This is a genomic window from Paenibacillus sp. P46E, from assembly GCF_001909095.1.
Lineage (GTDB): Bacteria > Bacillota > Bacilli > Paenibacillales > Paenibacillaceae > Paenibacillus_AQ > Paenibacillus_AQ helianthi.
On sequence record NZ_LVYZ01000063.1, the window covers coordinates 13,599 to 35,020 of the forward strand.

Consider the following 21,422-nt stretch of genomic DNA (forward strand, 5'->3'; position numbering starts at 1 on the left):
CCGTTCATATTTCTCCAATAAGCTCACTACGAAACACATTGAACCGATTGGAGGAATATGAACGATGAGCTTTATACTTAATATTTTCGATTCATTGAAATGGTTAACGGGCTGGGAAATGATTTTGTGCGCCCTGTACTTGTTTGTCTTGCTGGGGTATGTTTTTCTCAAAAATAACCGGTGGTTTTATTTTATTCCCGGCGCGGGCGTAATCATTGCGGTTATAAGTCTTATCCGTGGTGATGCCTCTATACTGGCTCTGTTGATTTACTCCTCAACGGCCATACTTTTCTTATTCACTGTTAGAAGAATCTTTAAACCGTCCGTTAAACCCATATCCCCGAAGGTTCGGACCTTCATGGTTATCGGTTTCGTCCTCGGTTCCCTGCCAACGCTATTGGCATTAACCATTGCGGGCGAAGTCCGATATAATCCAGTGAGCGATTTCAGCCATAAGGGCTATACCCAGGCCTTCATTGCGATGAACGAAAGATTATCCGCCGAATATCCTTTCGGAGACTGGAAAAAAGTCGATTGGGAAGCTAAGCGGAATAAATACGAGCCATTAATCCTCCAAGCAGAGATCAACCGGAATTCCAGCCTCTACTATAAAACTTTAAGGGATTACCTCTTTTCTTTCCGTGACGGTCATATCCAAATCGTGAACGAACATCTGTATGACGGGAATAGCACTTTTAAGAAAGAAGCTGGCGGCGGAGTCGGAATCAGCGTGACTCAATTGGATAACGGCAAGGTGTTGGTTAGCTTGCTGGTACCGGGCAGCCCGGCTGACAAATGCGGCATCAAGCTCGGAGCCGAAATCATTACCTGGGATGGAAAGGACGTTCACAAGGCATTGGACCAGACGTTCTGGAGTGAGAACCCGCCGGCAACGGAAGGAGTCCGGATTCAGAATCAAGGACGGTTCTTAGCAAGGGCCCCGGTCGGCCAAGACATCCAAGTCAAATTTCAGAATCCGGACGATCCGGCGGCCATAACTGCAACGCTTACAGCTTATGATGATCAGTTCGAAACCTTGAAGAAAACAAAGGTAAAGCTGAAGAAAGAAGATCCGCCAGTGGAGGGTCAGATCCTTAAGGACAATTACGGCTATATAAAAATCAGATATTTCCTTCCCGGTACAACGCAATCTGATCCCGCGAAAGTGCTGGAAGATACAATAAAAGAGTTTCAGGAGAAACAAGTAAAAGGAATAATCATTGATCTACGGGATAATCCGGGCGGGGATGATGACCTGGTTGCCCAAATGGCAGGACATTTCGTGAACGGGAAAAGGATCTTTGAATACGTCAGTTACTATAACCGGAACACAGGACGCTTCGAGCTCAACCGTGCCGAGACCAGAACCGTTCAAACTTCGCGCATTTACTTTTCAGGGAAAATAGCTGTCCTTATTAATCATAACACCGCGAGCTCGGGGGAAGGATTACCTCTGTTCTTAAAAGGAATGCCTAATGTTAAGATTATCGGCTTTACGCCTACGAATGGTTCGTTCGGTGTCGTATCCGCTCCTATAGAGATGAAGATGCCGGGAGGATATGTCGTACAGTTCCCGGATGGCAGGTCCCTTAATCAAGACCAAAAGATTCAAGGGGATAGCGATGAACACGGACAAGGAGGAGCAATTCCCGACATTACAGTTCCCATGAACGAGCAGACCTTTAAAATGAAATTTATCGAAGGGCAGGACGTGGAATTGAATTATGCGTACCAGGAGCTGATGAATTAGTCCATAGCTGCCCGGGAACTGCATCCCGTAGCCTTTGGTATAGATTGATTTATAGCTAAAGTCGGGATATCCCTTATTCAGGCAGGTTGATACAATACAATCAATCGTTGGACCTGACTGAGAGGGGACATGGAATATGGATGATGGGAATAAACAGAAGATTTTAATTAAAAATGAAAAACTGATTAACATGGTTATTGAACGTGCGAAGAGAGATTTTCCTGAGGATATTGCAATCATTGGGCTTACAGGTTCTTTTAGTACCGGAGATTTTCATGAAAAAAGCGACCTAGATCTAATTATCATTAATAACACGGACCGGGGCTGGGGGATCTCTTCTTGTTTTATCCTGGAGGATGTTGGATATGACATCTATTGTACGCCGTGGGAAACAAGAATAGAGGATGAAGCGAATCTCGAGAGTCCCATGATTTCACATCTGGTAGATTTACAGATATTATATTGTGCAAAACCCGAATACATGGATAAGTTTAACCTATATAAACAGAGAGCACTCGATGCTTTAGCCAAGCCCATAGGAAGAGAATGTATCCGTAGAGCGAAAAAGTACTTAGACGTAGCAAAACAGGAATATACGAATACCCTACTATCTGAAGATTTAGGAGCAATAAGGTATGCTTCATGCGGAGTTTTATTCAATTTGGTAAATGCTCTAACGAATTTGAACAATACCTATTTCAAACGGGGGCTTAAGAGATATCTGGAGGAAATAGGTACATACCGTTATATTCCTGGGGATTTTGAAATGATATATATGGCTGTGATAGATGCGAAGACTCCCCAGGAAATCAGAAATGCATCCTATAACATTCTTAAGAGCATGAATGATTTATATCATAAAATGGATAAGGATTTCGTAGTGCAACCTGTCCCGGGCTATGATAATCTGGCTGGTACCTATGAGGAGTTATGGTGTAACCTGCGCAATAAGATTATAGTAAGTGTAGAATTAGGTGATAAATCCTATGCTTATCTTACAGCAATGAGTACACAAAATTTTCTTGATGAAATGACAGAAACGAGAGGGACAAAAAAGTTTGAGTTAATGCAGTATTTTGATTCGGATCATCTTAATTTATTTAAAGATCAGTTCCTGCAGGCCATGGATGAATATCTGGAAGAATACAACAGGGTAGGGAGAAAGGTCGAGCGATACGATACCTTTGAGCAATTATATAACCAATATATGAAGCACGAAGATAACGAAATTGTAGAGTTGATACAGGAAACGGCGAAGCAATTCATTTCCAGTACGGCAACAGTTCTTGAAATGGAAAGCACTCCGCTAAATATGGGATATCAAGCGGTCAACCTGTCCCGGCATAAAGTTCTTATTGAAGACCAAGGCACCAAGGAATACATTTCATTGATCACGAAGATGGCGAATAAAGCGGAACGCCGAATCCTCCACCGGTTATTATTGCAGTCAGCTAACGTACCCTACAGTAGAACGCATGACCTCGATTCAGATGACCGGGCCCTTCTCTGTATTCAGGATGTGGATTATAAGACTAATTACCAGAACCTTAATGTGGAGATGCTTCAAAAAAAGGAAATGCATGCCTTGGCTTATATTCACAAAATGAATCACGGATTAAAAGAGGAGTTATCGTGGCTTCCCTTAGCTAATCATGACCATATCGAACAAATGATCTACGGGCGATGGAAACCTGTATGGGAAGAAGCTAAACAGAATGAACAGTTTATTGAGACTTTCGGTCAGTATATTTCTGAAGTCGAAGCTGTGTCTGGCAGTATAGTTAATGACATTGAAGTGGTGTTGAACGATGAACGTTCGCACACGTTAATCCATAATGACCTTAATCCCGGAAATGTATTGGTGCACAATAATGATGATGTTTTTTTCATTGACTGGGAGGAAGCCAGGTACGGGTCCTTTTTCTTAGACATCCCCTTAAGATTTGAATTGAAACAAGCGGTAGCCTATCATGATGTGTTGGCTTCGCTTGGATTAGAGATACCTGTTGACCGATTTGAACCGTTGTATGCGATTGCTTCGCGGTATCTTGGCCTACGTTTTATGACTTGGAATTTGGGGGCGTGGACAAGTAACCCAAGTGCAAAGGAGGGTCTGCAAAAATACTTGAACATGGCTACTTCATAAACATCGTCAACGCAGTTCGTCCATTGACTGACGCTCGGGAATTACATCCCCAGCGTCTTTATTTTTGCGTTTTTACTTTGCTGGAGTAGGAGACCTCTGCTCATATAGAGGAAAAATATTGAAAAACGTCGAATAGGTAACTTCAGAAAAAAAGGGGGATTATCATGTTATTTGTCGAAAAAAAACGAAATCAGGCAGTTCGCAGTCCTCGTATGCGCTTCATCCATTATACTGTCCTCTTCGTACTGGTATTCGGAATTGTAAGTACAGGGTTATTTAGTACAGCAGGCAATATTGCCGCAGCAGATCCAGCCAGTGAGGGGACCGGGTATACCGCAGATCAGCTGGAAGGTCTGCAATTCCTCAACGAGGTGAGAACCCGGGCGGGGATTCCTCCCGTTCAACTGAATGCAGCGATTACTAAGGCGGCAATCTCGCATGCTGAATTTTACAATAACAATCAAGCGGATCTCCCAGGCCTGAGTGCTCACTCCGAAATATCGGGAAAGCCCGGCTATACGGGACAGTCGGTAATGGCACGGATGAAGGCTGCGGGTTGGGTGTCGGGATCGCAGGGCTATGCATTTGGAGAGGTCATGCACTTCCAACAAAAGAGCAGTAAAGCAGCTATTCAAGGGTGGCTCGATACAGCCTATCACCGTGACATTATACTGGACCCCCGCTATACAGAGATTGGAATTGGTCTGGTTCACGGTACTGCCGTCTTGGATGCCGGCGGTCCTGGAAAGACACAGCCTGTAGATGGAGGGATCTCCGTATACCCTTACGATCAGCAGGCCAACGTACCTGTCGGGTTCTACGGAAGTGAAATACCGAATCCACTTGAACAATTTGATGCCAAGTACTCGGGTTATATTATATCTGCAGCTACAGATAAGGATATGATCTCACACCAAACGGTACTTACTGATGAGAAGGGAACGGAGGTTCCTTATTATGAAGAATTTAAAAACGATGATACTCTTTTTATATATCCCAAGTCGGTATTAAAAGGGAATCACAAGTACACCGTATCCCTGGAATATCAAGTAGAAGGTTCTTTGGATACCCAGACGAAAGTATGGTCTTTCACCACCGGAAAAGGTCATGTACTGACACAGCTGGTTCCAACCTATAAAGAAATCGTGATCAATGAAGGCGGACCATTTCAGCTTCAAATGGAAGGCAACTATGATGATGGAACAAAGGATGTGCTCTTGGGCGATGAGGTTAAATATTCCGTTAACCAGACAAATGGTCTAAGTGTATCCTCCACGGGAGCAATAATGGGTGTTAAATCAGGGGAATACATCATTACAGCATCCTTAGGTGCCCTATCTTCACAGCTTAAAGTAAAAGTATATCCAAAATTAAAATCAAAGATCTACCCTGCTGCCGACCCGGGCAAATTGACGGATATTGCCGGGAACAAGGCGTTCCCTGCCATTGAATGGGCACTGAAGGCAGGCATCATGACCGAAGCGGGAAAGGGACTCTTTAAACCCGATGCAGCAGTAAGCGAAGCTGAATTCTGGACCATGCTCCTAAAAGCATACAATGTGAAAATTGAAGCTTATCAGCCAGTCAAAATAAAGCATTGGGCAGATGCCGCTTACCTGATCGCCAAGGACCGGAACTTCCCGCTGGATGGGATATCCAAACTGCCCGCAAGGGACAGTCGGATTACCCGGCTAAAGATCGCTGAGATCATAGCTGCAGCAGATGGGCTGAATTTCAAAAACTATGATGCTGTGAAGTTCGTGTTAGGGAAGGATTATGTGAGGGGGGTTACCGAGCTATCCTTGTCAGGGTACCAGGGGGATAAGGGAATTACCCGTGCGGAGGCTGCTCAGATCCTTCAATATTTGCGGCCTAAGCTTACTGAATTACGGGGACGGCCGGCGAGTGCAACACCAACATCAGTGTTAGCAGAGCTTCCCCCAAAGGTAGTGTACGTTAAGCCGGATACGTTCACCAATCAAACCCTCTTTGCAGATTTCCATGAAGATCATACGCTGACTGTTGAAGGGAAGTTCACCCAATTCGCCGGCCAAAGCCTCAAAGTGCGTGTACAAACAGGGGGAAAGCATCCTAAACAGATAGAAGACGTGACTGTAACCCTAGACAGTGAAGGAAAGTTCAAAGTAGAGTCGGGTCCCTACGAACAAGCTTCTCTGAATCTATATTTGGAAACTCCCGGAGTTAGTTATTATTTAAATGTACAGTATAACACCATGAACGAGAACCAATATTCCAGTTGATCCAGTTGAATGAAACGAGAACAGCGGAGGAGGCGGCTTATGATTTTCAAAAAAGATCCCATGGATAAAAAGAACTTGCTTAAAGAACTGGATGCACTTAAATATTCAGACAGAATCCATACAGTAGCCATTCTAGGCCGTGATCATAATGGCTCCACGAAGTACTCCGAATTGCTGTCTTCCTTACTGGAGGGGGGTGCCTATGAGGCACAGCTTGCATTAGCCGGTGCGGATGTCACTCAAGATGCCAAGGTTGTGTTGTCAGCCCTCCGGCATCCTGTGGCAAGTGTCAGAAATACGGCAGCGGGGCTTTTGGCCAAAGTGGGTTCAGACCTGGATATTGAACGCGAGCTTCCTAACCTATCGCATGATTGCCGCCTGAAGCTGCTGCGCCGTGTTTCATTGATCAATCGTCAGGAATTGGCGGAACGCTTATTGCCTTCTGTATATGCCGGGTGGGGAGCGGAAGAGGCGTCCCTATTGCTATCTGCATGTTATAAGGAAACAGTTGGAAAATGGCTTATGGATATTGGATATGTCATTCACAATTGGCGCAAGCTGGCTAGTCGTCATCTAGACGTGGTTGCAGAGTATTTCAGAACCACTTTGGAGAGCACACCTCCTAGAGAAAAGGGATATCTGTGGTGGAGATTCTCATCGGCTATCGAAATTTTGGGGCATTCCAAGGCGGATTTGCTTTTAGAATGTGCTATGAATCATGGACCCCTGGGGACCATACATCCTGTGCTGAAAAAACAACTCGGCATTTTAGTTCGAATCCATCCTGATGCGGTGTATAGGCTGCTTACAAGAAACGAATCGCGCAGCGATCTGCTTGCTCATGGCGTACCTGACGGGATTCTACAAAGAAGAAATTATTTATCCATCGATCAATGGATTGAATTGGCTAAGTTACTAGCAGATCGTCCTATGCAAATAGCGAAGCTGCTCCATCATATGCCCCCTTCCAGCCGCAAAGTGATTTTTGATGCGGTGTATGCAGAGGATAGACGCCAAGAGCGTATTTTTCCGGAAGGATTACTGTATGTATTGCCGCATACGTTGCGTGACAAGGAAGCTGCCCGGATGCTGGGACTTCGTGAAATCAAGGATGACCGGGACCGGACGATTCGAATTACCGCTTGCCGTTCTATTCAATATTCCAGAGAGAAGCTTGAACAAGCCACACAGGTATCGAATGCAGACGAACGCGCTACGGCGCTTATGCAGCTGATCAGGAGTACGGTTCTATCGAGACAGGGCATGGATGAGACGCTGCTGTTCCTCAGCCGGATCAAAAATGACCAGGACCCTGTCCGGGGCGCAGTGTTCAAAGAGCTGTCGGATAGTCCTGCGTCTGTGTTCGCGGATGCCCATGTCCAAGAGCTTACCTTGCTCGTTGATAGTGTTATAGATGCGAGAGATACTTCATATGGTACAAAGTACTGCGTCCAACAGATGGCATTCGCAATTCTGCGGCATCATGCCTTCGATCCTCAGGGTGAGCTGTTCCAATTCGCTGTTGATACGATCCGGAAACTGGGCAAGCAGAGTGGTCAGCTCTCACTGCCATCCTTAGAGAAGAATGTACCCCGGGGGATTGAAGGGGGCATCTTCGACGCCATTTATCCATTAGCTGTGCAAGCCAACCGGAGAGAAGACTACAATCTGGTAATTAGCCTGGCTAATTCATTCGGCAAACGGGGTTACGGCATCAACAGACTTCAGAATCTGTTAAAGGAAGCCACGGGAGCAAAAACAGATTCCACAGCTATACAAGCGGCCAGACATTGGCTTGCCCCGCATACCACGCGTGATGAAAGAGTGAAAGAGTTACTGGCTTTGGATAAATCGTTCATTACAGTCTATGAAGTATTCCTCCATCTGCACCGGAAACGTCAAGAGTGGCTGGACCCCTTTATTTCGGGGGCTGCGATCAAAGGCAGGTTTTTATCGGGGAAAACAATTTATCTTCTGCCGGCTGCTGAAGGGTTTAACAGGTGGCTGCCAAGGCAGCAACAATCATTAAGCTCCTTATTCACAAAAGTCGCCTTCGATGCCAAGCGCAGCCTGACCGAACGTTCAAGCGTCATCAGGATCATGGCAAGTATGCCAGATCTTGGTCCGGGTCCCTTACTGAAGCTTGTGCAGGATGAAGAAGTAACCGTAGCAGAAGCTGCACTTCATGCCCTTTCACTCCTGGAAGAGCCGGAAAAGGCGCTTCCTGTTCTGCTGGAGCATCTGGATGGGGACCGGGCCCGTGTAGCCATGTACTCTATACCCAGATGTATCCGCAGGGTGAACCCGGTGTTACTGACTGCAATGCTAAGAGAGCTGTTGAACCGGGATCAGCTGAAAATCACAGTCAGAAAAGAGGCCATCCGGTTACTGGGTGCCTATAGAAGCAGTGACAGCATCCCGCTATTGATGGATGAGTTCGCAAAAACAAATGTACACAAGGATGTAATGATATCCATAGGTCATGCAGCGAGACAGCTTTTGGATGATGAACGCGGCTGGACTATATTAAAGGCAATGGCTTCTTCAGCAGAAAGTGACATCGTGAGAAGTTTATTATCTCAACAGCCTCATGATCTTCCGCTAGACTATAGAGCGCGCTACTTAGCATTAATCATTGAAATTTCAGGTCATCCGGATGTGTTTGTTGGCAGGTATGCATTCAGTTGTATGATGCAGTGGATAAGTGGAAATGAAGAAATCATTGCAGCTGCTACGGCCCGGGCTATTACGGATTTGGAGGATAGCACCAGGTGGGAATTTGCCATGAACACCCTGATCGAAACCTGCCGTGATGGGAAGGTCAATGAGGTGGTAATCAGTGTTTGTCGGAATTTGGCCAGTGCAGCGATAAGTGAAGAATGGAATGCAACTGCTACAAGAGATTTGCCTCATCGGCAGCGTCTCCTGAGATTTGCAGACCAGCTGACGTCATTGCCGAAGATCACACGTGTAAACCTGATTCCTTTGTATATGGAGATTATTGATGTTCTGGCATTGGATGAGACCTTGCAGCAGCTGGTGATGAAATTATATATAGCAGCCATAGACTGGAATGTCGTGGAGGAATCCGCCGCTTATCTCAACCGGATGGTTAACTGTATTTCAAATCAGCCACAGCTGTTAAGGGATGCTTATCAGCAGGTCGCATATTATTTAAATGACAGTAGGGGTTATTGGAATCCGGAAACCCTATTGGAAATAGTAGATCTGCTAGGAGCTGAAGGTAATAGATATGAGTCTCAATATATTGGGCTTTCTGTGCTCGAAGTTTCCGGAAGTGCCCTATTGTGGAGTCCGGAGTGCGCAGACCGTCTGAGGCTATACAGAAATCACACGAACATTGCGGTTCGCTCACATGCGCTTAACATTTGGACAGCGCTGGATTAGTTCCCCAAATGCCTAGCCGTCCCTTTAAGGGGGCGGCTTTTTGCGTTAGAAGACAAAAGGATATGGATGACTTTCCAAAAATTAGTGAAAAAAAGAGGGGGTAAATCTTGAATTTGGTAATTTGAAATGTATGCGCTTACTTCCTATAATTTACATATACAAGACGTAGCTTGTCTTGCATATATTAGATACATTTTTTAGCTGGGGATGGCTCACCAATGAGAGGGAGTGATTTACTTAGAGTGATAATCTAGTGGATTTAAGTACGGAATTACAAATCAGAAAATATGGGAGGTACAATCATGTTTAAGTTTAACAAGAAAATCTTGACGTTAGTGATGGCCGTTTCAATGACAGGCCTGTTTGCAGCAACTGCCAGTGCAGATACAGATTACTGGCAAAATTGGACCGATGGCGGTGGAACAGTAAATGCTGTGAATGGATCTGGCGGAAACTACAGTGTTAATTGGTCCAATACCGGCAATTTCGTGATCGGCAAAGGCTGGACTACCGGATCTCCCAACCGGACCATTAACTATAATGCCGGTGTCTGGGCACCTAACGGTAATGGATATTTGACTCTCTACGGGTGGACGAGAAACTCACTCATCGAATATTACGTTGTTGATAGCTGGGGCACATATAGACCTACTGGAACGTATAAAGGCACTGTGACCAGTGATGGGGGCACTTATGACATCTATACGACTCTGCGAACCAATGCGCCTTCCATTGACGGCTACCAAACATTCACCCAATTCTGGAGTGTAAGACAGTCTAAGCGGGCAACGGGCAGCAACGCCGCTATCACATTTAGCAACCACGTTAATGCCTGGAAGAGTAAAGGAATGAATCTGGGCAGCAGCTGGGCTTACCAGGTGTTGGCGACAGAGGGATACCAGAGCAGCGGCAGCTCTAACGTAACGGTGTGGTAACAGTCTATTAAACTACTGATAGGTGAGTCCTGCCGGTCTCACGGCCGGCGGTTTCATTTTACAATATTGAGTGAAAGGGCTGAATCCATGAGAAAGCTATCCAGTATCCTTTTAGTGATGATTATGATTGTTCTCAGCGCTTGTTCGCAAGAACAGCCTGACAAGTCGCAGGGGAATCCTGACAATCCGCAAGAACAACCAGAAAACTTTATATGGGTTCAAGGCGGGACCTTTATGAATACTAAGTCCAGCTACTACGGGAAGAATGTAACTCTAACCGACTTTTATGTCGGGAAATATGAGGTCACTCAAAAAGAGTGGTCTGAGGTCATGGGGAATAATCCGTCAGCTTTTAGAGGCAACAATTTGCCGGTAGAGAGGGTAAGCTGGTATGACGCTGTGGAGTACTGTAATAAAAGGAGTATACAAGAGGGCTTAGAACCCTATTACAATATAGACAAGAATACAATGGACCCGAATAATAAGAGTGATATCGATAATGTCAAATGGACAGTGACGGTCAATGCAGGAGCTAATGGTTACCGGTTGCCGACAGAAATAGAGTGGGAATATGCTGCCAGCGGAGGCCGGATGAGCAAGAGCTATACATACAGCGGCAGCAATAATGCAGATGAAGTGGCATGGTATTGGAGAAACACCGGAGATCAATACTTATCTGGTGATTGGAACTGGCCGGTGATAGAAAATAATCATAATCAAACCAAGGCCGTCGGTAACAAAAAGCCCAACGAGCTGGGACTCTATGATATGTCGGGCAATGTCAGAGAATGGTGCTGGGACTGGTACGGAGACTTGAATAGTAATAACAGCGGCTCCTACCGGGTTCTAAAAGGCGGCGGTTGGGTGGGCGATGTCAGCAGCAGCGAGTTAACTTTTCAGGGGAAGTTCGAGGCTAGTGGCATGGCCCCTGATCAGGGCTTTCGCGTGTTTCGCAGTAAGTGACCTTCATTGTGTATTCCTGGATTCTATACATCGGTCTGTTCCGTCATGAGTCCCCAGCGGATGCCAAACTTATCGACAAGGGAAACCATACAGGAGCTATAGGTCGTACTGCGCAGCGGATGAATGATCGTACCTCCAGCCTTCAAAACTTCATAGGCCTTTTTTACTTGAGTGGCGGTTTCAAAGGTGATCGTAAGAAATAATGATGTGCTTGCAGCTGCTGCCGGGGCTAGTTCATCCGAGAGCATGATGCGCTGTTCCCCGAGATAAGCTTCAGCATGATAGACATAGCCTTTTTGTTCTTCTGTCAATTCATGATTCCAGTCCTGTTGGTTAGCGTCGGTATAATGCAATATGAAGTCTATTCTGATGTCAAACGCTTGCTGATATAGTCCGATGGCCTCTTCGCATTCTCCGTGAAAATGTAACGTAGGTGTGATAATCATTGCTTCATCTCCAGTCCTAGTTGATTGGGAGTTCATCCCAATTGGCGTAAAGAGTATACCATAGGCTCCTTCATTCAACTGTTAATAATGTCAATTATTTTACGTTTTGCATCCTGGGCTTCAGGGATAGGAAAAAGAACGAAAACATGATTCATTTTGGGATACACAAAGGTGTTGTGAGCGATGCCTTGGTCTGTAAGGATTTTATCCAGCCTCATGTTATCGGGAAACAGTCCTTCATGTGTTCCAATGAAAATCGTAATTTTCCCAAGGCCTTTGAAATCTCCGTGTATGGGACTAATTATGGGGTCATCCAGGTTCTTGTCCGCCGCCCATATCCGCCGAATCACATCATATCCTTCCACAGCCAACATAGGGTCTCTTGTCACATAGTCGAACAGCACCGGATTATCCAATACCATATCCACGCATGGAGATAATAAAATAATATCTTTGGGCTGCGGAAGATGATTCATTTGGATGTAATGTGCGAGGCTAAGCGAGATATTTCCGCCTGCCGAATCTCCCATGATGGTTAGCTGTTCAGGATTCGTAGTGGATTCAAGAATTTCTCTGTATAAGTTCAGGAGTCTTGGATAGGTATGCTGATAGTTGAAATTAGGCACCTTGGGATAAATGGGCGCAATGATTTTGGCATTCAAGGTTTGAGCCATGTAATCCATGAACCTGAAGTGAAAAGCTAACGGTTGATGGGTATGGGCACCGCCATGAATATAGAGAATCACCTTCTGATCAGAAGACTTCTTATCATTTAATGTGAACACCTGCATGTCCTCAAAGGAGTGCTCCGCAACACCGCTGGATAAATTAACTTTGCCTATCCGGTAAGGCTTTATATTCTCCACGCCCATGTGCTCAAGGTGCTTCAGGGTGTTCTCTCTGCTGGATAAATTTTTCTTCGTATCTAATAATCCGATGTACTTTTCAAATAGGAAGCTCCTTACAGAACGCCCTTTACTATATATTTCCATGGGATAGACAGACCACCTTTTCCGTTTGAAGTACGATAGTTACAGTATAAAGGTTGAAGTATACTTCAAGGTCAAGGTATGCAGCCAGAAGATATCCAGGTGAAAATGCCTATATTAAAACTCTACCTTGCCGGATTGAGCTTGTAAGCCCATTATTTAGGTTAAAGGATTCCAAATGATGGGAGACGGTGTTCGTAAATGAATGATTTTGTAATCCGCAATCCGCAAGAGGAAGATGCAGCGCAAATTGAAAGTCTGGATTTTGTTCTTAACATGCTGTTTAAGTATCATGGCGATCTGGATAAGCGAAATATGTTCTGCGCAGTCAATGGAGCTGGGGAAATTATAGCCGTGGCCCATCTGATGGAGCATGATACCTTTCATGCGGTCCGGCAGACGGATGCCAGCAGCTTTGTCCGCTATCTGACTTTTGATATTATCTTTGCGGACAATAAGGGGGATGAGCGTGTCAAAGATGCACTGACAGCTGCATTGATCGGACGGTCCAGAGACATCAAAGCGCAGTATCCGGATAAGCGTATTGTGATGGCTAACTATTATGACACGGATAACCTAAAAGAATTGAGCTATTACCTCGCACGCGGATTTACCATCTTTGATACGATTGTGGTATTCAAGTATGATCTGGAGCAGGAGATTCCGAGGTATCCATTACCTGATGGTGTGCAGGTACAGCCCTTTGTACTGGATAACAGTGAGGCTCTGGAGAAGTATCACCAAGCGGAACTTGCTTCCTTTGACGGTGTGGCGTGGAGCATGAACCAATTAAGCTGGATGCAGGGAGCGCAGGAAATGGTCAACTTCTGTGCGTTTCATGGCAGCGAGTTGATCGCCAATACCTCGACCTGGAGAATAGCAGAGGAGAGAAGTGCAACGGAGAATGTATTTGTCATTCCAGAATGGCAGAAGCATGGTATTGCCCGGAGCATCATCTGTACTGCACTGGATTACCTGAAAACGCAGGGGAAAACCACCGCGACCCTGGGCACGCATGGTAACAATCAGAAGGCCATTCGACTCTATACGCAGATCGGCTACGAGCTGTATGGATTCAGACTGACGGTTGGTTATGAGATCAGTTAAACCGGATGCGGTCAGCCGGACGTGTAAAGGATTACCTGTTATCCCTTAAAAGGACATAAGAAGACCCCGGTTCCAGGAACCGGGGTCTTCCTTCTGCTAATGGAGCCTTACTTGTCTCAGGCTTCCATCTTTTGCGCCGAATACAACCGGTAATACAGACCCCGGCGGGCAATCAATTCATCATGCGAGCCGCTCTCCGCGATACCTTTATTGGATACATACATGATGCGGTCGCAGTTCCTAACGGTGGAGAGGCGATGCGCAATAATGAATGAGGTTCGTCCCTTGAGCAGTTCGTTCAGGCCTTTCTGCAGCAGACGTTCCGTCTTCGCATCGATGGACGAAGTGGCTTCATCCAGGATGAGAACCCGCGGATCAGCCAGCAGCGTTCTGGCAAAAGAGATGAGCTGCCGCTGTCCCTGCGACAGCTTGGAGCCGCGCTCATTGACCTCGGTCAGGTAGCCCTGATCAAATTCACGGATGAAATCGTCGGCGCAGACCGCTTTGGCGGCAGCGATGACTTCTTCTTCGGTAGCATCGAGCTTCCCGTAACGGATATTGTCCAGAATGGTACCGGAGAAGATGAAGCTGTCCTGAAGCATAATCCCCATTTGGCTGCGCAGGGACTTTAGCGTAATCTGCGAGATATCCTGGCCGTCGATCAGAATTCGTCCCCCGGTCAAGTCATAGAAACGCGAGATCAAATTGACGACGGTCGTTTTGCCTGCACCTGTCGGTCCAACCAGGGCAATGCTCTCTCCGGGCTTGACGTCGAAAGAGATATTCTCCAGAATGTTGAGCCCCGGGTCATAGGCGAAGGTCACATCATCGAAGGTGACCCGGCCTTGAACGGGTGGAAGCTCCAGGGCATCCGGAATATCACTGACGGTAACCGGCTCATCCAGCGTTTCAAAGATACGCTCCAGATAGGCTACGGCATTAATGAAGTTATTGTACAGGTTCGAGAGATTCAGAATCGGCTGCCAGAAGCGGGCGGCGTAGCTGCTCATGGCCAGAATGACACCAAAGGTTACATCCTTGGGGTCCAGGGTCAGCAGACCTACAAGAAAGATCAAGGCTGTAACGATGGTGGACAGGTTATCTACCGAAAATGGAATCAGCATATTGTAAGATACCGCCCGCATCCACTCCTTGCGGAAATTGCCCGACAGGCGTGTGAAAATCCCTTCATTCTGCTGCTCACGGGAAAAGATCTGTGTCACGCCGATACCGGTAATGCTCTCCTGGGTATAGGCGTTCAGATTAGAGCTTTTGTTGGATACGGCCTGCCATGCTCGCCGCTGCCGGGTTTTGATCAGCAGCATGATGCCTAGGAACACAGGCAGTCCTGCAAGAATGACGAAGGAGAGCCTCACATCCACGGCGAACATGAAGGCGGCGATAAAGATTAAATTGACAATCTCCAGAATAAAGTTGATGATCCCGTTCGATAACACATCGGAAACCGCGTTGACGTAGTTCACGACCCGGATCAGGATTTTACCCTGCGGGCGGTCGTCGTAATATTTGAAGGGCAGTTCCTGCAAATGGGCGAACAAATCCGTGCGGATGTCAAAAATAATATCCTGCCCGACGCTCGTCATGATCCGGGAGCGGATGGTAGCCAGAATGACGCTGACCACGATGGTCAGCAGCATCAGCAGCGACCACCCCAGCAAGTGAAGCTTCTCCTTGGCGGGGATAGTTACGTCAACGACATGCTGCAGGATCAGCGGTGCTGACAATGCGATGGCTGCCGAGAGAGCACTCAGTATAAATGCGACAATCATCGGCGTCTTCTTCCGCCGGATATAGATCATCGCACGGCGGAAGTGCCTAATGTCAAAAGGCGACTCCAGATTCTCGTCGACGTCGAATTTATTCCTGGCCATGAGCCGTCACCTGCCTTCCAATACCCTCATTCTGCAGCATAAATACATCATAATAATAACCCCGGCGTGCCAGCAGCTCGGCATGGGTGCCTTCTTCAATCAGCCGTCCGCCATCCAGGATGAGGATGCGGTCAGCCTCAGCAGTGGTGGATACCCGCTGCGCGATGATCAGCTTCGTGCAGGGATAATCCAGCCCGCGCAGACTGTTCTGAATGTGCTCCTCCGTCTCCAGATCCACAGCGGAGGTGGTATCATCCAGAATCAGGATGGAACGCTGGACGGCCAGGGCGCGGGCGAGTGCAATGCGCTGCTTCTGCCCGCCGGACAGGCCGACACCGCGCTCCCCGACCACGGTATCATACCCTTCGGGCATCCGGACAATGAAGTCATGGGCGGCTGCGAGTCCGGCATAGGCTACGACCTCTTCCTCCGGAAGCTCGGGTTCGCCATAGGCAATGTTTCCGTCGATGGTGTCGGAGAACAGAAGAACGTCCTGAGTGGCCATACCGATATTGCCGCGCAGCTCGTCAAGCTCCAGCTCACGGACGTCAACCTCGTCTACCAGCACACGCCCGCCGGACACATCATAGAAGCGCGGGATCAGATTGATGAGAGTTGTTTTGCCTGATCCTGTCGAACCCATAATTGCAAGGGTTTCGCCGGGCTCCACCGTGAAGCTGACATCATCAAGAACTGTAGCGCTGTCATATTTGAAGGTGACATGCTCGAACGTGATCCGGCCATCATAGCGGCGTTTGGTGGTAGCCTTATGCTCGTTGACAATAGCCGGCCGGGCGTAGTAGATCTCAACGATCTTGGTCAAGCTGGCAAAAAAGCGCTGAATATCGTTGATAATGATGCCGATGTTGCGCATGGGGTTCGAGATGGCCCAGACCAGTGAGGAGAAGGCAGCGAATTCACCAAAGGTGATCCGGCCATCCATCAGGTAGAGCCCGCCCACCAGCAGCAGGATGACATTGAAGCCCTGTGCTAAGGTTTCCAGATACGGGAAGTAATCGAGCCATACGAGTGCGGCTTTTTTATTCGCGGTCGAGAAGTTGACATTCTTTTCTGTGAATTTCTCGATTTCGTAAGCCTCACGGGCAAAAGCCTTGACCACCCGGTTGCCGGAAATGTTCTCCTGCGTGGTCGTGTTAAGCTGGGACAGACGTTCGCGAAGGTCCACATACATGGGGCGTACGTGCTTAGCAAATATGTAGGCTACGACAAAAATTAGCGGTGACAGGGTGAGCATCCACAGCGTGAGGCCGGTATCGATGCTGAAAAAATAGATCACGGCGGCCGCGAAAATCGTGAGCGATTCGATGATCGTTTTGAAAATCCACGCCATCGAGTGCCGGACCATGTCCAGATCCCCTGTCATCTTGGTCATGAGATCACCGGTGCGGTTATGGTCGTAATACTCCCGGTCCTGTCCTTGAATCTTGTTGTACAAATAGATACGGATGCGGTACAGCATGTTCTGCGAAGAGCGCTCATATTGCATGGTCGTAAAATAAGCCAGACCTGTGCGGAGCAGGGAAAAGCCGATCATCCCCAGGCATAGCATAATGAGCAGCCCGCGCTTATCCGTCAGATTCTGCACGGCATCGTCTCCGGCAATGAACGTATCGACGATACGCTGGCTGAGGTACGGATTCACAATCGTCAGACTTGAGCCCGCCACCGATAGGCATAGCGCCAGAATATACCGGGCCCGGTTTCCCTGCAGATTCTGCCACAGCCATTTCAGTTCAAACATTTGATCACCTGTTTCTGCATGTTCTTTCACCCCTGCCATACAGGAGTGAGTGAATAAATCAAAGTGATTATAACACTTACATGCAGCCAGTAACTGGAATCGAATAATTTTCTTGTTACAATCGATTGAACTTTTGAATGCGCAACCAATGGACTAACTGGAAGCTGAAGAGGCGCTGGCTGCTGATGCGGCGGCAGCGGCGGCAATTGCGGTCTGCTGCGCGATGATAATGTTGGTAATACTGGTGGTCAGCGTCGTGGTGACCACACCGTTTTTGGCCTCATCTACGTATTTGAAGGCTACCATAGCAGCCGACAGCAGGAGCAGTTCCTGCTTCGTAATCGACCAGCTGCCGAAGCCCTTTTGGGTGCGCAGAAACTCATAAGTCTCCGAAACATCATTCACGATCTCCCCCTGGGTGCAGGGCAGCAGCGATAATACGCCAAGAGAGGATAAGGTATATTCTTTATCCATCCGGATTCCTCTTGTGCGAAACGCCTCTCGAAGGGCAAGTACGTGGGCTGCAGTTTCCGATGCATCTTCCCCAAGAACCAGCACCTGTGTCAGTGCCTGTACGCTGTTTCCGGACAGAAACTCGGGTTTCAGCACCGCATATAGCTGTTCCATCCGTTCTACTCCGCTCTCCACGTCGATATCAGAAAGGCCGAGCATGGCAGCGAAGATATAGTCGTCACGGCCCGTAAGGAAAGGGTGCTTGGACTTCATGCGGTCATAGAACGCTTTTGCCCGTTCCACCGTCCGTTGATATTGATCCGATGCTGTATTCACAGCGATCTGATACGCGGCTACGACAAGATAGTCAGAAGCTCTGAATTTGACATCCTTGAGCATTTCATAGACAGCCAGTGTGTCTGTGAGCAGCCGCTCTTGTTCAGCAGAAAGGGAGAGCAGGGCGGCAATGCTGATTGCGGTAGTGCCTCTAAATGTAGAAAAGCTTCCGGTATGTTCCTTAATCAATTCATAGCTGGCATGGATCGCGTCACTGTCGGCTATTTTGTCCTCGGCAGTATACAGCAGTGCCGCCAGGCGGTTGACCTGTGCATTTTTCCAGGCAAATCCTTTTTTGACCCGCTGTGCATTCTCAGCAAATAATTCAAGCTTGGCGGAATAGGGCTCTTTCATCGGATACACTCCTTGTCTAGACCGTATTTTGTTTCCTATGATCTCTTACGTATGATCAATCTCTGCCGTTCCTGTTCAGACCTGCGGGACTTTCATCTAATTTTCAGATTAGACCATTATACTGCTTCTATATATCCAGGCATGTGATGATTAGAGCACAGGCACTGCTGCTAGGGAGGTTGTCCATGGTCAAGGGAATTCAACGAACATTGTATGTCATGCTGGCTCTTTTTATAAGCCTGTTTATCGCGTCCTCCTTTTTTCTCCGGGCGGAGTACAACTATTTTGCATACGGCGACACGCCGGTTCTGGAACAGCAAAAGCTGCTTATGTTCATTGTGCTGATCTTAGTCGTCCTTGCTGCAAGCATCGTTCTGTATAGAATGTGCCTGAAGCTCGATAAGTACCGTCCGGGGATTGTCATTCAGCTTACGCTGCTTTTTTCGTGTGCCATCCAAATCGTGATCATCTTCCTGTTCACCCGCTTGCCCACGGATGATTCCCAGACGGTGCTCTCACTGGCTATGGATATGCTGTACCGGAATGATTATTCTTCCTTTGACACAAGCGGCTATCTGCATATGTTTCCGTTCCAGTTCTCCATCGTGCTGTATTTGAAGACACTGCTGTACCTGTTTCCGGATAATTATCTGGTGATTAAGGGTTTCAATATCCTGTTTTCACTGGTGACCACGCTAATGATCTACTTGCTGTACAAAGAGCTCAACATGAAGTCCAAGCGCAATGACTATGGAGTCCTGGTGTTTGCTGCGACTTACATTCCTTCATTGTTTATGAGTAATCTCATCTATAACGACGTCATTGCCACTGCTTTTCTGACCAGTGCATTATATTTTGCAATACGGTTCGTAAGAACTCATTCACTGAGGGATATCCTCTTCGCAGCTATTCTGCTGGCAGTAGGAAATTATTTCCGGAGTGTTGGCGTTATTTTTCTGATTACGGTGCTGCTAACCCTTCTGTTTCACATGCGGACCCTGGGGCTCAAAAAACTCATCATCGCAGCAGGCATCACAGTCGTACTCTTCAATGTTCCGGGCTGGACGCAAAATGCTGTGCTTCAGGCAACACATATCGTGGAAGAACCGGTCAATACCAACTCAGCGCCTGTCTACATGTGGCTGAATATGGGCATCAACCTGGAGACGTTCGGCTTCTGGGATAACCGGGAGAGCTATAGCATCTATCAGCAGGATGCGGGCTATAACAAGGCGGAAAGCACGGAGCTGTTCAAGCAATCCATCGCGAATAAGTTCTCTGCGGCCACGGCGGGCGAGTTAGTGAATATGTATTATAAAAAGCTGATCTGGACCTGGACCGAAGGCACGTATCAGATGGAGCGGTATGGAATAGGCAATGACGGCTCGTCCAGCAATGGCGGAAGAATGGGTTTTGTCATGGATAGCTATGTATATCATACGTTTGCTTCGGACTGGTTCAAGGGCGATTCGGATGCCAGAAGAGGATTGATCTGGATGATGTATATCCTGAATATGGTGATGTACGCTGGTATTCTTGTTCGGTTGATCGGCGGAATAAAGGCTGGACGGTATACCGAAACCCCTCTGATTCTGGTGATTCTGGGCTTCATCGGATTCTATCTGTTGTGGGAGATCAAGTCCCGCTATATTTATCCGGTGTATCCGCTGCTGATTATATTTTCATACATGGGATTCAAGGACATATACGATTATATATTCAGAAAGAAGGTGTCATAGGATGCGGAGCAAGAGAGCCTGTATCTCAGTGCTGCTTCTAATGCTTAGCTGTTCGATGGTGCTTGTCTCCTGTGACGCCATTACTGCCCAACAAATCCCGAGTACCGACTCCGGTTCAAGGATGAACGGATTCCCGGGAATGAACGGCGGCAAGAACTTTAATGGTGGAGGCCGGGGGAACGGCGGCTTTCCTGGAATGAATGGCAGGACGCAAAGAAACGGCGGTCAAGGGACGGACGGCGGATCAACCGGTGGATCGACAGGCGGATCAACTAGGGGATCAACCAGCGGATCAACGGGTACCAAGTGAATGTGTATGTGTTTCTTCCACTTTCTGAGCTTTGCCCGGAAGCTGGTGAAGGGTGCCACCGAATTAATGTGAATCCATCTTGCCATGGGCCAGTTCTCCTTGCTGCCGGTCCAATGCCGGATGCCCTGCGTAAAAAGCTCTTCTTCCGTTAAAGTGCCCACCCAGTCTAACCACTGCTGTTCCATCTGCCGGAATAAGTCCCGCAGCTCGGGAAGGGAATATTCGGCGTATGTTCTGTAAAAAGACTGGTATAGTCCGCCAAGCTGATTCCATTTGTAGCCCGGAGAGGGCATACTCACGGCCCGGCCTGCCCGTTCATCCTTGTCCCAGCCCATAACAAGCTGAAGCCAGCCTAACTGGTAGGCAATGGCCTCGGCAGGGGTTCTATCTGCTTCGGGTATTCTCACATCTTTCTGGCTATTGTCGATGTCCTCGAATTCTGCATCCAGAAGGATATATTTAGTGTGAATGGCCTCTAGCAGATCCTCCTTGGACAAATACTCATAGCTCGCCATAGCTTGCGCACCTCGTTTTTATTTTTGTTATATCATAGAGCAGTGACAGCAATATG

Annotated in this window: 14 protein-coding genes; 8 read left to right on the plus strand and 6 right to left on the minus strand. The window is 47.4% G+C overall.

What is annotated here, in order from left to right:
* Positions 1-64: 64 nt before the first annotated feature.
* The 6 genes from A3849_RS23795 to A3849_RS23820 all read left to right on the plus strand — a co-directional run bounded on the left by A3849_RS23795 (position 65) and on the right by A3849_RS23820 (position 11,463).
* Positions 65-1,750: a S41 family peptidase gene (locus A3849_RS23795; protein ID WP_074113620.1), complete on the plus strand. Its 1,686-nt coding sequence runs from the start codon at positions 65-67 to the stop codon at positions 1,748-1,750.
* Between the two features lie 136 nt (positions 1,751-1,886).
* Positions 1,887-3,896, plus strand: coding sequence for a phosphotransferase (locus A3849_RS33085; RefSeq protein ID WP_074113621.1), 2,010 nt, complete (start codon positions 1,887-1,889; stop codon positions 3,894-3,896).
* A gap of 164 nt (positions 3,897-4,060) precedes the next feature.
* Complete coding sequence (locus A3849_RS23805; RefSeq protein ID WP_074113622.1) at positions 4,061-6,157, plus strand: CAP and S-layer homology domain-containing protein; 2,097 nt, start codon at positions 4,061-4,063, stop codon at positions 6,155-6,157.
* 39 nt (positions 6,158-6,196) lie between these two features.
* Positions 6,197-9,565: a HEAT repeat domain-containing protein gene (locus tag A3849_RS23810; RefSeq protein ID WP_074113623.1), complete on the plus strand. Its 3,369-nt coding sequence runs from the start codon at positions 6,197-6,199 to the stop codon at positions 9,563-9,565.
* Positions 9,566-9,867: 302 nt separating this feature from the next.
* Positions 9,868-10,500, plus strand: coding sequence for a glycoside hydrolase family 11 protein (locus A3849_RS23815; RefSeq protein WP_074107209.1), 633 nt, complete (start codon positions 9,868-9,870; stop codon positions 10,498-10,500).
* 87 nt (positions 10,501-10,587) lie between these two features.
* Complete coding sequence (locus A3849_RS23820) at positions 10,588-11,463, plus strand: formylglycine-generating enzyme family protein (RefSeq protein ID WP_074113624.1); 876 nt, start codon at positions 10,588-10,590, stop codon at positions 11,461-11,463.
* A gap of 23 nt (positions 11,464-11,486) precedes the next feature.
* Here A3849_RS23820 and A3849_RS23825 read toward each other — a convergent pair whose 3' ends face one another.
* Both A3849_RS23825 and A3849_RS23830 read right to left on the minus strand, forming a co-directional pair.
* Positions 11,487-11,909: a VOC family protein gene (locus tag A3849_RS23825; RefSeq protein WP_074113625.1), complete on the minus strand. Its 423-nt coding sequence runs from the start codon at positions 11,907-11,909 to the stop codon at positions 11,487-11,489.
* Positions 11,910-11,983: 74 nt separating this feature from the next.
* Positions 11,984-12,901, minus strand: a complete 918-nt coding sequence (locus tag A3849_RS23830; RefSeq protein WP_074113626.1) for an alpha/beta hydrolase — start codon at positions 12,899-12,901, stop codon at positions 11,984-11,986.
* Between the two features lie 198 nt (positions 12,902-13,099).
* Between A3849_RS23830 and A3849_RS23835 the strand changes: the two genes are divergently transcribed.
* On the plus strand, positions 13,100-14,005 hold the full coding sequence (locus A3849_RS23835) for a GNAT family N-acetyltransferase (RefSeq protein ID WP_074113627.1): 906 nt from the start codon (positions 13,100-13,102) through the stop codon (positions 14,003-14,005).
* A gap of 116 nt (positions 14,006-14,121) precedes the next feature.
* On the opposite strand, the gene A3849_RS23840 is transcribed toward A3849_RS23835, so the two are convergent.
* From A3849_RS23840 to A3849_RS23850, 3 genes are all read right to left on the minus strand, one after another.
* Entirely contained in the window at positions 14,122-15,897 is a 1,776-nt protein-coding gene (locus tag A3849_RS23840) for an ABC transporter ATP-binding protein (RefSeq protein ID WP_074113628.1), read from the minus strand.
* Positions 15,884-17,659 carry an ABC transporter ATP-binding protein gene (locus tag A3849_RS23845; protein WP_074113646.1) on the minus strand — a complete coding sequence of 592 codons (1,776 nt, stop codon included), beginning with the start codon at positions 17,657-17,659 and terminating at the stop codon, positions 15,884-15,886. Before A3849_RS23845 ends, A3849_RS23840 begins: the two co-directional genes overlap by 14 nt.
* Before the next feature lie 153 nt (positions 17,660-17,812).
* Positions 17,813-18,802 (minus strand): DUF4003 family protein, encoded by a 990-nt coding sequence (locus tag A3849_RS23850; RefSeq protein WP_074113629.1) that lies wholly within the window; start codon positions 18,800-18,802, stop codon positions 17,813-17,815.
* Between the two features lie 185 nt (positions 18,803-18,987).
* Here A3849_RS23850 and A3849_RS23855 point away from each other — a divergent pair, with 185 nt between their 5' ends.
* Positions 18,988-20,541, plus strand: coding sequence for a glycosyltransferase family 39 protein (locus A3849_RS23855; RefSeq protein WP_074113630.1), 1,554 nt, complete (start codon positions 18,988-18,990; stop codon positions 20,539-20,541).
* Positions 20,542-20,766: 225 nt separating this feature from the next.
* Here the strand turns inward: A3849_RS23855 and A3849_RS23860 are convergent, their stop codons facing one another.
* Complete coding sequence (locus A3849_RS23860; RefSeq protein ID WP_083613642.1) at positions 20,767-21,366, minus strand: ClbS/DfsB family four-helix bundle protein; 600 nt, start codon at positions 21,364-21,366, stop codon at positions 20,767-20,769.
* Positions 21,367-21,422: the final 56 nt, after the last annotated feature.